The organism is Chlorobaculum thiosulfatiphilum (genome assembly GCF_006265165.1).
Taxonomy (GTDB): Bacteria; Bacteroidota; Chlorobiia; order Chlorobiales; family Chlorobiaceae; genus Chlorobaculum; species Chlorobaculum thiosulfatiphilum.
Genome location: NZ_VDCH01000017.1, coordinates 24,929 through 38,128, shown reverse-complemented (window position 1 = coordinate 38,128; position 13,200 = coordinate 24,929). Strand labels below are relative to the sequence as shown.

The 13,200-nt window shown below is 38.1% G+C and carries 10 protein-coding genes and 1 pseudogene; 1 reads left to right on the top strand and 10 read right to left on the bottom strand.

The annotated features are described in order from the left end of the window. Positions 1-3 precede the first annotated feature (3 nt). From FGF66_RS08415 to FGF66_RS08395, 6 genes and pseudogenes are all read right to left on the bottom strand, one after another. Complete coding sequence (locus FGF66_RS08415) at positions 4-1,227, bottom strand: glycosyltransferase (protein WP_139457206.1); 1,224 nt, start codon at positions 1,225-1,227, stop codon at positions 4-6. An 85-nt stretch (positions 1,228-1,312) separates the two neighbouring features. Next, positions 1,313-1,519, bottom strand: a pseudogene (locus FGF66_RS12955) (transposase); the annotation flags it as partial. Positions 1,520-1,531: 12 nt separating this feature from the next. Continuing rightward, positions 1,532-1,702 carry a hypothetical protein gene (locus FGF66_RS12950; protein ID WP_246046638.1) on the bottom strand — a complete coding sequence of 57 codons (171 nt, stop codon included), beginning with the start codon at positions 1,700-1,702 and terminating at the stop codon, positions 1,532-1,534. A 647-nt stretch (positions 1,703-2,349) separates the two neighbouring features. Continuing rightward, positions 2,350-2,550, bottom strand: coding sequence for a transposase (locus FGF66_RS13045; protein ID WP_281279066.1), 201 nt, complete (start codon positions 2,548-2,550; stop codon positions 2,350-2,352). 45 nt (positions 2,551-2,595) lie between these two features. Beyond that, positions 2,596-3,831, bottom strand: coding sequence for a hypothetical protein (locus tag FGF66_RS08400; protein ID WP_139457205.1), 1,236 nt, complete (start codon positions 3,829-3,831; stop codon positions 2,596-2,598). 66 nt (positions 3,832-3,897) lie between these two features. After that, a complete protein-coding gene (locus FGF66_RS08395) occupies positions 3,898-5,031 on the bottom strand; it encodes a glycosyltransferase (protein ID WP_139457204.1) in 1,134 nt (377 codons plus the stop codon). A 293-nt stretch (positions 5,032-5,324) separates the two neighbouring features. On the opposite strand from FGF66_RS08395, the gene FGF66_RS08390 reads away from it, so the two are divergent. After that, the gene (locus FGF66_RS08390; protein ID WP_246046637.1) at positions 5,325-5,669 is read left to right on the top strand and encodes a transposase; all 345 of its coding nucleotides are present in this window, start codon (positions 5,325-5,327) and stop codon (positions 5,667-5,669) included. Positions 5,670-6,126: 457 nt separating this feature from the next. Here the strand turns inward: FGF66_RS08390 and FGF66_RS08385 are convergent, their stop codons facing one another. From FGF66_RS08385 to FGF66_RS08370, 4 genes are all read right to left on the bottom strand, one after another. After that, positions 6,127-7,350, bottom strand: a complete 1,224-nt coding sequence (locus FGF66_RS08385) for a Coenzyme F420 hydrogenase/dehydrogenase, beta subunit C-terminal domain (protein ID WP_139457202.1) — start codon at positions 7,348-7,350, stop codon at positions 6,127-6,129. Beyond that, the gene (locus FGF66_RS08380; protein WP_139457201.1) at positions 7,347-8,459 is read right to left on the bottom strand and encodes a polysaccharide pyruvyl transferase family protein; all 1,113 of its coding nucleotides are present in this window, start codon (positions 8,457-8,459) and stop codon (positions 7,347-7,349) included. The genes FGF66_RS08385 and FGF66_RS08380 overlap by 4 nt, the downstream gene beginning before the upstream one ends. Positions 8,460-9,061: 602 nt before the next feature. Further along, the gene (locus FGF66_RS08375; RefSeq protein WP_170181293.1) at positions 9,062-10,834 is read right to left on the bottom strand and encodes an ABC transporter ATP-binding protein; all 1,773 of its coding nucleotides are present in this window, start codon (positions 10,832-10,834) and stop codon (positions 9,062-9,064) included. Between the two features lie 325 nt (positions 10,835-11,159). Continuing rightward, positions 11,160-13,178 (bottom strand): polysaccharide biosynthesis protein, encoded by a 2,019-nt coding sequence (locus FGF66_RS08370; protein ID WP_170181292.1) that lies wholly within the window; start codon positions 13,176-13,178, stop codon positions 11,160-11,162. Positions 13,179-13,200: the final 22 nt, after the last annotated feature.

Below are 13,200 nucleotides of genomic sequence, written 5' to 3'. Positions count from 1 at the left end.
GCTCTACCTGTTTATCATTTTATAAAATTTCAATGATTGCTGTTTAGCGCTTTTATTATTTCGCATAAAATCATAAGCCTTAGCGCCTATTTTATTAATTTCAGAACTATCTTTATCAATAATTATCTCTAAAGACTTTTTCATACCATCAGCACTCTCATCATCTATAAAAAACAAGTAATCATAATATTCTCTTGGAATCCCTGGTAATTTTGTTGTCAATACAGGCCTACCTGAACTCATATATTCTATAATTTTAGATGGAAATGAATATTTTGCTATTTCTATATCACTTGGCCTAGGATTAACTAATAAATATGAACGTTTTTCTGCTTCAACTACGATGTTATTGGGAACCATACCCATAAACCTTATCCTATTGTCTATCTTCATATATTTTTTTATCTCATCGACCATGTCACCATAACCATATAAATCAAGACGTATATTATCTTTTCTTAGACACATAAACGCTTCAATAAGCATTTTAACTCCAAAACCTTCATATAAACCTCCTGCATATAATATAGACATTTCATTTTCATCAATACCGCCAATATTATTTATACCATCTGTCTTGTTCAGTTCAGAAAAGCCTTCAATTATTACATAATCTTTATCTTTCCTTTTTACACAATCCATCATCTGCTCAGTTAGCATGACGTAACTATCACACTGATTGATACAATAAATAATGTATTTGATTGAAAACTTAATTATTAGATTTACTTTTTTTCGCAATAGGCTTTTTGTACTTATTAGAGGAATATCTGTAATTATCCCCACTACTTCTACATGAAATATTTTCCCTATTAATATAGCGGCAGATGCTTGCAACGTCAATACATCACATACAATCACTTTTTTCCCTGGCTTGGCAACCCATAATAGTGCATATAATAAAACATACAAATACTGCATTAACTTATTAAGAATACTTATATTTATGAACCGAGTGTAAACATATTTAACCCCATCACAAATTTCGCCATTAACATTCCACAGTAGTCTTTTATTATTTTTCGCACTTATAGGCAATATTGACAATGAAGTTATGTTAAAAAAACCCGTATCTTTTATACCCCCAACAAATAATTTATGAAATTTTTGTATAGATATCCGAGGCTTTATAGCAGACTTAGCATATATATAATCAAATACTTTTTGTGAGCACACTGTACTGGCATATAAAACTTTTATTTTTTCGCTTTTCACTGCTGAATTCATTTGAAATTAGTTATTTCGGTTAATTCGCGATATATCGCCGCAATAATTATTTTTAGAATCATCGTTTTTTCGAAGAGTATCGTAGTTAATAACTAAACAACACCTCGATAAGTTCTTCCTGAATCAGCGTTTCCCGGAATTTCCAGATCGTTTTGCTGTCTGGAACCTTGTCGCTGGACTTCAGGCCCAGAAAACGCCTGAAGCTCAACCGATCGGTGATTTGGTACTCCATCTGATCGTCCGAAAGATTGTACAGGCTCTGGAGAATGAGGAGTTTGAACATCATCAACCGGTCGAACGGCGGTCAGCCCATATGGTTACGGTTTGCTGGCTTGTTGAAAGCCACTTCGAGAATGGGCGCGAAGAGTTGCCAGTCGATATGCGCTTCAAGCTTGACGAGCGGATCCTTGAGTTTGGTGAGGCGTTCGAGCAGCAAATATTCGTCGAAAAGACCGAGAGGGTTGATATTTTTCATGGCAGTACAGTCGTGTTGATAGGTACTGCGTCAAGATATGGATATTTCAGTTAAATCGATAGATTTCAATACCTTATGTCAGTACTGACTTTTTAGAGATGCCCTTATGATAGTACTTCATGAAACGATAAAAAGACAGCATATTTACTTTTTACTTGCCTTTGATAGTAGAGAGTAGAGCATCTTGTTCTTTTCATTTCTATGCGTACCAAGTGACTTTACACTTCTGTATTCTAACCGTAGATTGGTTAATAAATGAAAATAAACTTAACCATTCAATATTTCTGATTTATGGTGACACGATACTCGAATCCCCAGCAGACTGTCGTTTCGTTGCTGTTACGTTATCGCGCTCATGATATTTCAGGCTCTTCGCAGAATATCGTGGGTAAGGCCGAGAGCCGTTACGTCATGATCCGGGAACCATTTTCAGTTTTCCGCAGTAAAACAGAATCCGGTTCCGGTAACTCTCGAAACGGTGAATACCCCCTTGCAGAGGCTTTTGACAATCTGAATTTTGCTATTCAAGCCTTCGGAAACCGCGTTGGTGATTGCGTGTTTGAACCGCGTCAGCACGTTGTCGAAATGCCACCGGTGTCGCTCTTTGACCTTCGTCAACGGGGTCAAAAACCAACCGCATCGACCCGCTACCAGTACACGAAAAAGAAGCTCCCGGCATCGGTGCAATCACGCTGCCAGAAGACCCGGAACATATTTTTCAATGCCCATGCTTGTCCGGTTTTAAGCTCGCCTGCCATCAGCTCGCTCAACTCAACTTGTTGTTTTTTAAGCAGCTTCTCCGGATTGCGCAGCCAGACACATTTCGAGCCGAACTTAAATCTTTCCACGATAATCTGCGAAGAGCCTTTTTTATAACTTGCCGAGACGATTTTTTATATGACACTTACTGACTTTACTTGCGATATTCTAAGATGGCCGTGTGTATCTTTTGAATCTTCTCTATTAATGCTCATCGGCAGTATTATTGCCGACCAAAAAAAAGCCCAATACATATTTAAAGAAAATTGCTGTGCTACTAACTGTAGCGCAACAATACTCAAAACAACGAATACTTCCATATTCTTCTTTTTTCTTATTGATCTTACACCGTTTACAATAACCATAAATATCATATACACACAAAGTATAAAACCTACAATACCATAATCATGAAGAGACTCAAGAAATAGGTTATGCGAATAAGACATTGATACTCCTTCGCCTAAAAATGATACACCTCTCAAAGATTGTTCCCAAATATCGAATCTACCATCATCAGCATCATTATAAATCCTGTTCAACAATATAGGAAATTTCATTATCATCACAGAATACAATAAATACATCATAGAGACTAAAAACGTTATTATAACCATCATCTTTATTTTTCTTTTTAAACCGTACACATAAAAAGCACCAATCACAATAACTACAATAGCTATAATGAATCCCAACAGACCACCTCTACCAGCTGTCGAAAAACCCATGAATATTGGAACAAATGAAATAATAATAGATAGCGCCTTCAAAAATATTTTTTTCTCTATGATAGCACCACCGATACAAGCGAGAGCTAATGTATAAAGGCTTCTAGGGTATGCAACTCCAGACGCTGGTGAGTAATCCATACCAAATTTATAATTAACACCAAAACTACTTTCGAAAATGCTATTATGCAATCCACTTAATGCATAAGGCGCGTATATAATAACGATACCAACAAAGACAAGATTAATAAGCATCAAACTCCTTCTTAATAACAACAAATCCGACATCCTTATATGAATACTCAACACTACTGCCACAAATATAGATATTATATTTGATCTTGTAATAATATGATCATAATCAAATATAACGCCGCGACAAAACACCCATAATAAAAATAATAATATCGGAAAATACTTATAAAAATCTGACAACCTATATCCAGAAATCACTGACTTAACAAAAAGAATCATCGCAAAAAAAACAACAAATACATTTATTATATAATCAATAAATGTGTACGTGTTTGTAAAAAACAAAAAACCGTTCCTCATAAAAGTCAACATAACCGCAACTGATAACGGTATAGAATATCTTAAAAATAATCTAACATTCTCGCCAATACTTTTATACATATTCATCAGCGCTACTTCCTAAAGATATAACATCTTTTCTTTTTTAGAAAAACCTTACTTAATCTACATTTCTCAGCTCAATAATTCATTAATTATTGAATATAAAAACACACCTCTTTTATCCCATGTATTATTCTCTGCGATCTCATACCTTTTATTGATTTTATCCTGCGAATCATCACAATACATTTTATTGATTTTTTTTATAAAATCAATCTTGTCACTTGCCTTAGATATAACACAATCCTCAAAACCAATAATCTGAGGCATATTAGAAATAACAATTGGCTTACCGCACGCCATATATTGATAAAGTTTGTTCGGGACACACGCCTTAACAATTGGATGCGACAAATCATATGGTATAATAAAAACATCCATATCATTCATCTTTTTATACAAATCGCACCCCAACAACGGTTTAATAAAATTAATTTTTCCATATTTACCTATAGAATCAAACTCAAACTTATCGCTCACAGGCCCAATAAAATATAACTCCATATTTTGTTGCAATAAAATCTCACTTAGCCACTCACTATTTAATCTTTCATCAACATAACCCATATAGCATACTCGTATCTTATGGTCATCATTATTTATTTTTTTGTTTTTTTTCTCTACGACAAACTCATGCCCCGGCTCCATTATATATATATTTCTATTTTTACCCCTAAATTTATCATATAAATAACCACTATGCACTAAGCAGATATCGGCAATTCTTACCACTTTATCTTCATAATTTTGGTACATTTTTTTTTGCCACGGATATTTTAACAAAGACGTAAAATCATCATTACATATATATATTTTTTTCCTAAAAACACTAGATTTCATCAACTCGCTAAAATGATAAACAAAATTCACCAAAAAAACACGTTCGTTTCCCAATAGCTTTACTAGATCTTCTATTTTTTTACGACACAAATAATCAATTAGACTATGATATGGTCTAATATGAGAATAGATAACACGATATTTTTGTCTCAAATAAGAACATCTGTATATAATCATATTATCATCATAAATCTCAAACCCATCTTTTTCATCTTTAGTTTTCTTACAATACTTCTCTACATATAAAACATTATAATATTTTTTTAATTGTCTTGTAACTTGATGTCTAAATCTAGGATACTCGTTCCAGTTAGTTGTACTAACAATCACAACTAACTGCCGACTATTATCTTTAAATGATATCATTTTAAAAGTTCCTTAAAAATCGAATTATTTTTTTTCTTTGCAGAATATCGTAAAAAGAAGGGGTGTATAAATTACTCATTGTAATCCTGAGCATTATCAAACCGAACCTCGATAGTCAGAATGATCTGGATCAAAGGCAAGGGATGTGGTCGACACCGAACTACCGAGGCGGCCAAGGCACTATACTGGTAACGCTGAGCCAGTAGCAAAAGGAACAAGCCAAAGCGGTCTCGGTGGACATGTAGAAGCCGTTTGCCAGCTCGGTTCGAGAACAATTACCAAATGCTGATCTGTTGCATGATTGTTTTCATATCAGCAAGTATCTCAATGAAGCCGTCGAAGTGGTGCGCCGCAAGGCATTTCGTAAACTCGATAGTCCGATCGGCTCAAAATATATAGGGTTGCGCAACCCTAAAAACCTTCGCGAACAACAACAGATCGAGTTGAACCATCTGCTATCCAGTGAGTTCAAAACCGCGCAGGCATGGGCATTGAAAAACCTGTTCTGGTATTTCTGGCAACTTTGTTGCGCTGATGCCGGGAGCTTCTTTTTAGAGTACTGGCCAAAGCGGGGTCAATGCGGTTGGCTTGAGACCGTTGAGTACAGTCAAAGAGCTTCTCAAGCGGCATTTCGGTAACGAGCTGACTTACTTCAAACACCAGATCACCAAAGCGGTATTCCGAAGGACTGAACAACAAGATTCAAATCGGCAAGGCCTCAGCAAGAGGGTTTTACCTTTTCCGGATCTTTCGGAACCGGATTCTTTTTTATTGCGGTAAACTCAATAGAGATATCGTTTTATGACGTAACGGCAAGGGCTGTTCCCCACGAGATTCTTCGAAGAACCCTTTTTCCCCGAACATAAATTTCAATAAAAACATCACTATATTTAGCTATATACATTTTATAGACTAACTTTCGCAATCATAAGCCACCACTTTATTCAAGTACTGTAAATCCATAAATAGAATTATAAATCATAAAATAATCATAGATATCTTATGAACAATAGTATAATTATAAAACCAAAATACTTTACTCTTTGTGTAATTGACACTAAAATAGTGCCTATTTATAAATTATATCAACACCGGCTATAACCCCAATCGTCGCAATATAAATAAAGATATAAAACGTGATTTTGATCCACTACTTAACAATGAACGCATAAAAAGATGTATTTTTTTAGGAAAATATCTTCTTTTTAACAATTTAAAATCATCACCTTTCTTTAAACTTTTCAAAAACCTTTTTCTTTTTTTGGGAATTCGATAAGTATCACCTAAAGATGCTCTTTTATTTTTTGCAATTGCTACGGATAATTCAACAGACTTTAAATCTACAGCCATAGACTTGTGAAGACATTCAACAGCATCATATCCAGCGTTTGTATTTGCCAATACGACTGAAACCCCGCGTTTGTCATACCATTTTTCTGGACAACCCCAGAAGTCACCAAGGGTAATATCCCCAAAACGCGGTATACGGGCAAATTGGCATTGATAGCAGGCCTCCATAACATAAAGATGGTGAACAGCAAAACCTTGAAAAAAAGGATCACTAGGTGCTGGTAAGTGATGTCGTTTTCCATTAGATGAAACAGCCAATACTGTTGTTTTCCAGCCAAAAGACTTATCACGAAATGTATAGGACGCCACGTCTTCACCATCAAACAAATCTTCGAGATAACGATGAAACACTCGAAGTGACGGAACACCATGACATATAAAATCAACAAGTAATACTCGTTCTCTTTGCTCTGGACTAAGCGCCTCTTTCATTGCTGCAATTTGGCAAGGCGTCCCGCTAAAAAGAACCTGCTTATCGGTTTCACGTAAAACATCAAGCACTTTTTGGTAAATTTTACCAACGTTGCTTTGGAGATACTTTGAACCTCTCATTCTTTCAACATCCGGCCAGTGATCAGTAAGGATATGCATGGGGGACCATTTTTCACCCCAAACACATCCAGCAACCATCCCCCCAGATTTTATAACGATTTTTGCAAGTTCAGAAAATACACCTCCTGACGAACTCGACATTCTTACCTGCTCGTCATTTGTCCATGCCGCAAACGCTTTTGGTTCAACTTTTTTTTCATCACATATCATATGCTTTTGCTTCATCAAAACCGGACAATACCGCTGACAAATACCGCACTCGCTACACTTTTTATGATCTACAATCGGCTTATAGAAGCCATCATCATCTAATACCATTTCAATAGCTCCCAGAGCACACGCAGACTCGCATCCAAAACAACCCGTACAACGGGTTATACCAATGACATCAATACTGGATTTATTATGTATTGTCATGCTAACGCGACTTTCAGATAATCCAACGAATTCTTGATCTCGTTCTCAAGAATTTTGTAAACAGAAAAATAATCGATCGGTTTAAGCAAATCATCATTTTTCGAAAACCGGTCGGGATCAATAACAAGTCGCGATGATAGACCTACGCATTTCAGTAAGCTTTGAATACGACTATTTCTTAGTATAGATTGTACCCCAAGAAAATTTTTTCGGTATATGATAGCAAAGCAAGTACCATGAAAAGAGTTAGTGCATACAAAAGAAGATTTATCTACCCATCCCAGAAATTCTGCTGGGCCAGCATCAAAAACTATTTTATCTGCAAATCTATACTTTAATGGATTAAAATGGCTTGGCAGCACAGCAACAATCGGTATACGAAGAATTTTGCGCACATTTAAAACAAGGCTTATAAGAAGATCAGACTCCTGCATGGGATATAGCAGAATGTAGGGCTTGCTGAACCTCGGCTCAACGGCAACTTTTTTGTAAATGCTTGAGTCTTGCAAGAATGTTGGATCCAGCACTTGCACTGAATTCAGACCAGACAAATCTCGAATAATACTACAACCAATATCCTCTCGTGATGAAAGGAAATCGAAGCGCTTGAGAAAACCAGCAATACGTTCTTTATAGACTTCAGGTACCTCTGAATTACCAAAACTTGGAGCGTATGCAACACGACGCCCATCTGAAACAAAACCCAAATAAAAAATTGATCCCACTCCACCTTGACGATCTAATAAATACGGATTCCATACTTGATCGCTACCAGTAACATAAACATCAAATTTGGAATCACTTCTACAAAAGTCTTCCAAAGAACTATAACTTTGAATAGTGCTATTTAAGTTAGCAGTGCGAAATTGTGAAAATCGCTTTCGCAACTTTAAATGGGATCGCAAATATAAAAATGTTAGAATATTTGTTTTAATATCGCTTTTACTTTTTAGACACCTAAACATAGGATAATAGCCGGGTCGACGGTAGTTGATTATCGAACATGAGCAACTATAACTTGCGATTGTTTGCTGAAGAGCAAATGCTTGAAGAACTGCTCCATAATTAAGCGCATCATGGAATGTAAGAATACCTACACTTTTCGTCATATCATATAAACTTATCACAAAAAAGATCTACTATAACTGTAACTACTAAATACTATTTTTTTGAACAATCATCGACTGAAACAAAAATATAGCAAACTATACATATCATCTCAAGAATAATTCCCAATTATTGCTCGACTTATCCATAAATACAAACAATATTATACAAGTTCTTCGCAGATTATCACAGGCCACTAAACAGTATTGAGAAGCGTTTAGGCGATGGACTTTTATATTTTTTAAATCACTAGAAATCTTGGCCAGACTCTATAATATATTCTCTATTTTTATTGTTCTTTAAAACAATATTTAATCAACTTTCCCGAAGCTTGCCTCGGCGAATTAGACCCTCAGAGATTAAATTCATACTTTTTTGCTTCACATAAAATAGCCACAACAACTTTCATCACACAATCCCTTTACACACCAATATTGCGTCTTATTGATATGTATTCTATCAATAAGCTATTGACTTTCTTAAAAATGAGTTAATCATCTTCGGAGATGCTCCGGCCGAAGCGTCCAACGAAATTAACTTTTTTAATATCAAAAAGAGAGTTCTTTCAATTTTGGTCGATCGCCATTACTGGTACTCATTGGCTCTATCCAAATATTTCTTTATAACGTCCCATTCGCATTATCTTGCCATCCTCAAGCTCTATAATCATGTCACAGTTCCGCAATGTCGTAACCCTATGAGCAATAATCAACACAGTTAGCTCTTCATGCAGTTCGCCAATCGCCTGCATCACGGCAGCCTCAGTCTGGTTGTCGAGTGCGCTAGTGGCTTCGTCGAATATGATAACATCAGCCTGCTTGTACAGCGCACGTGCGATGCCGATACGCTGACGCTGACCACCGGAGAGGCGGACACCACGCTCTCCTACCAAAGTCTCGTACTGCTTCGGCCATGATTCAATTATATCGGCAATCTGGGCCTGCCGCGCCGCTTTTCTGGCGCGTTCTTTGTTGATCTTCTTCTTCGGTACACCCAACGCGATGTTTTCCTCGATGGAAGCATCGGAGAGGAAAATCGACTGCGGCACATGTGCAATATGGCGCTGCCATGATCGGCGATTGCTAAGTGTTATAGAAGTTCCGTCAACCTCAACAGTACCCGTCGAAGGCTCCAGCAGCCCCATCACAATGTCGAGCAGGGTGCTTTTACCGCTCCCTGTCGTCCCGATAAACCCGATCCGGCTTCCCTTCGGAATCTCAAGGTCGATTTCTCTCAACACCTCTGGAGCATCGGGCGTGTAGCGAAAGGATAATCTCCGCAACGCCAGCAACCGTTCGAATGGCAAAACCTCCCTCTCGCCCTCGCCGTTAATGTGCAACACGGGCTGCTCAAGCAGATCAAGCACCTCTTCCATGGAAGCTGAATTTCCCATCAATGCAGACCAGCCACCAAACAACTGCTGCAAAGCGGGTAGCATCCGCTGGGAACCAAGGGCCAGCGTACCGAGCACTGGCAGAGCCCGTGCCATACCGCCAGGCTGCCCGGCAAGCCAGTAGGCGAGGCCGGCAATGAGAAGCATGCCGATTGCTTCCACACCAAAACGAGGACTATGGTTAATGAAATTATTGTTGCCTTGTGCTCTGCGCAGTGGAAACACTGCCCGGCTGTACACATCGCAATAAACGAGCTGGTTTCCGTCGATCAAAACGTCCCTTATCCCGCCGAGTCCCTCCTGAAGAGATTTGACAACCTGAGTTGACTCTCGGGCAATCAACCGACTATTCTCCTTCAGCCGTGAACGCGTCAACTTGATAACCACTGCATACGCGAAACCAAACCCCCCGAAGGCCATCAATGCGATCACTGGATCGATAACGATCAACGTTCCCATGATCGAAACTATAATGAAGCTGGACGTCACCATAGTGATGACCGGCATGATTCCGCTATTTATCACTTGCATCACTTTAGCCGAAACTGCGTCAATGATCATACTGCTATTACGCGATACGTGAACGGCATACGACTGGTAGAGGGTCCTGCGGTAAAGCGCAATGCTGATGTCCGCGCCTGTGGCAAAAGACACCCTCGTGTTCGCCCATATCTGCAGAAGTCGCATTCCCCCTGAGAGGATCGCCGCCACCGCAAAAGTTATGGTCACAGGCAGAAGCATTCCATGCGGCGTTGTCACGCCGACAAGCCCAGCAACCCTTCTCACAATATCATTCTGAAACACACGCTCAGGGTCAGTCAGCACACCAAGAAACGGCAAAACCGCCCCCAGACTGAATACCTCGGCAAACGAGGTGAAAATCATCAGCACCATAAGTATAGAAAATTGCGCCTTGCGCTTCTTGCTGAGACTCCTCCAAAGGCGCTTGAGAAGGGATATGATACTTTCGTCCGATTTTGGCATACAGTTTTAACTACTTACTCAGCTCTTTCGTGTCAGACCTATAGCGTACAAATTGTTTTTTATCAAGACATTACGCTTATCTTGGTTCAAGTCATGAGCCACCGTCTCATCGCGCATAATCTGCGGCAACCTGCAAGGCTCCTTTTTTGTCTTCGTCGATTCCCATAGAGGATTTTAGACTTCCGTCAACCTAATACGATATTAAATTAATTCTTACGATAATTGTTCCTACACTGATGTTCTATATTTCAGGTGAAAATAAATAAAATGGTGAACAATAGCGATACCTACCATACCTTAGTGCTTTGCATAAAAAATATTTTTTTCATAATTTATTTATATCTATAAAACTTATCTTTTTTGTTTCTGAAGAGAAACCGTTTACATGATAGCCATTTACAATATTTTTGATCAATTCTCTAAGCTCATCTACGTCGACTTTTCCATCAGCAATCATTATTTCAAGAGCATCAAGATACTGTCGAAGCTGATAAAATTTAATATAGTTCTCATGCGCCTTAAAAATACGCTGATGAGTTGTCTTGATTGGATTATCCGCAATAAGCAGTTCTTCGTACAATTTTTCACCTGGTCTAAGACCGGCTATTTTTATCTCTATTTCTCCATCCGGATTATCATTGTCACGTATTGTAAAACCGGAAAGCTCTATCATGCGTTTAGCAAGATCGATAATCCGCACAGGCTCACCCATATCAAGCAAAAAAACATCACCTCCGATAGCCATTGCACCTGCCTGAATAACCAATTGTGCCGCTTCAGGAATTGTCATAAAATATCTAGTAATATCCTGATGAGTAACCGTAATTGGCCCACCATTCTTTATTTGATGCTTAAATAACGGAACAACTGATCCACTCGAACCAAGAACATTACCGAAACGAACCATCGAAAAGCATGTCCCGGACCCATTCTGCTCATCAGCCATTGCCTGAAGTATAAGTTCAGCAATACGTTTGCTTGCCCCCATGATATTCGTAGGACGTACAGCTTTATCAGTGCTTATAAGAATAAAATGTTTTACCCCATTACTCCTTGATGCCTCTGCTACAGATAATGTTCCAAAGACATTATTACGCAAACCCTCCAAAGGATTACACTCTACAAGCGGCACGTGTTTATAAGCAGCAGCATGGTAAAGCGTTTCTGGCCGGTATTGTTTAATAATCTTATGCATATACTCGCGATCTGCGACATCAGCAAGTATCGGAAGCAGTCGCACTCCATATCCATGATTTTTTATTCGTTCTTCTAATTCATTATTAAGCGCATAAAGATTGTATTCAGATTGTTCTACAAGAATCAATTGCTGAGGCCTCAATGAAATAATCTGACGACACAACTCACTACCTATGCTACCTCCAGCACCAGTAACAAGTACGGCCTTCCCATCAATACATCTTTTAAAAAGATTCGAATCAGGGACAACTGGATCACGACCGAGAATATCTTCAATCTCAACTTCACGTATATCCGAAACCGATATCTTTCCGTTAGCGATATCCTCAATTCCCGGAAGAGTTCTGACATGAACACCAAGCCCTATAAGCGAACGATATATCTCCTGATGTCTTGATCTTTTTTCAGAAGGAAGCGCTATTAAAATACTTGATATTTTGCTTTTCTCAACTACCGCTTTAATTGATGCCGTACTGTAAACAGTGATCCCATTGATGCATTTTTTATATAGTTTCTCATCATCATCAACAAATCCCCTGACATTATAATTCGCATTATGCTGCAACGCATTGGCAACCTGAATTCCGGCACTTCCGGCTCCGTAAATAAGAATATTTTCTTTATTACATTTTTGTGAAACACTTAAGCCCGCAGGATGAAACCAGAATCGAGCCATGGCTCTACTCGAACCTATACCAATTAAAAGAAGAAGGGGTTGCAATATTCCTATAGATCGAGGAATGCCTACTGGCAATAGAATAATAAATGCAATAAAATAGAGAACACCATATTGCAAACATGCTATTGCAACTGAGTTTAATGCAGCAAAACCGCTATATCTGAATATTGAACGATATAAACCGGAAATAATAAATATCGGCAATGCTATTAAAACAGCAAGAATATAGGCATACCACTCCTCATTTTTCGGCATATGCACGTTCTCGTACCTTAATGCAAAGGCCAACCATACTGTAAACAGAATATAAAAGCTATCAATAGCAAATACTATACATTGTTTCGCAAATCGAGACATTCCAAGAAACATAAACACTAACCCCTGAAAAATCAACACATTCTTTTTGGCAGCTTTAGCTTCAGCAAATGAATTGACATTTCTTGAAAAGAATTTAAACGAAATATCCAAGATATTTTGATTCATTTATTAG

Coding starts and splice junctions, on each gene's coding strand:
- FGF66_RS08415 (WP_139457206.1), bottom strand. CDS start 1,227: ATGAATTCAGCAGTGAAAAGCGAAAAAATAAAAGTTTTATATGCCAGT.
- FGF66_RS08395 (WP_139457204.1), bottom strand. CDS start 5,031: ATGATATCATTTAAAGATAATAGTCGGCAGTTAGTTGTGATTGTTAGT.
- FGF66_RS08375 (WP_170181293.1), bottom strand. CDS start 10,834: ATGCCAAAATCGGACGAAAGTATCATATCCCTTCTCAAGCGCCTTTGG.
- FGF66_RS12950 (WP_246046638.1), bottom strand. CDS start 1,702: ATGAAAAATATCAACCCTCTCGGTCTTTTCGACGAATATTTGCTGCTC.
- FGF66_RS08385 (WP_139457202.1), bottom strand. CDS start 7,350: ATGACAATACATAATAAATCCAGTATTGATGTCATTGGTATAACCCGT.
- FGF66_RS08380 (WP_139457201.1), bottom strand. CDS start 8,459: ATGACGAAAAGTGTAGGTATTCTTACATTCCATGATGCGCTTAATTAT.
- FGF66_RS08400 (WP_139457205.1), bottom strand. CDS start 3,831: ATGAATATGTATAAAAGTATTGGCGAGAATGTTAGATTATTTTTAAGA.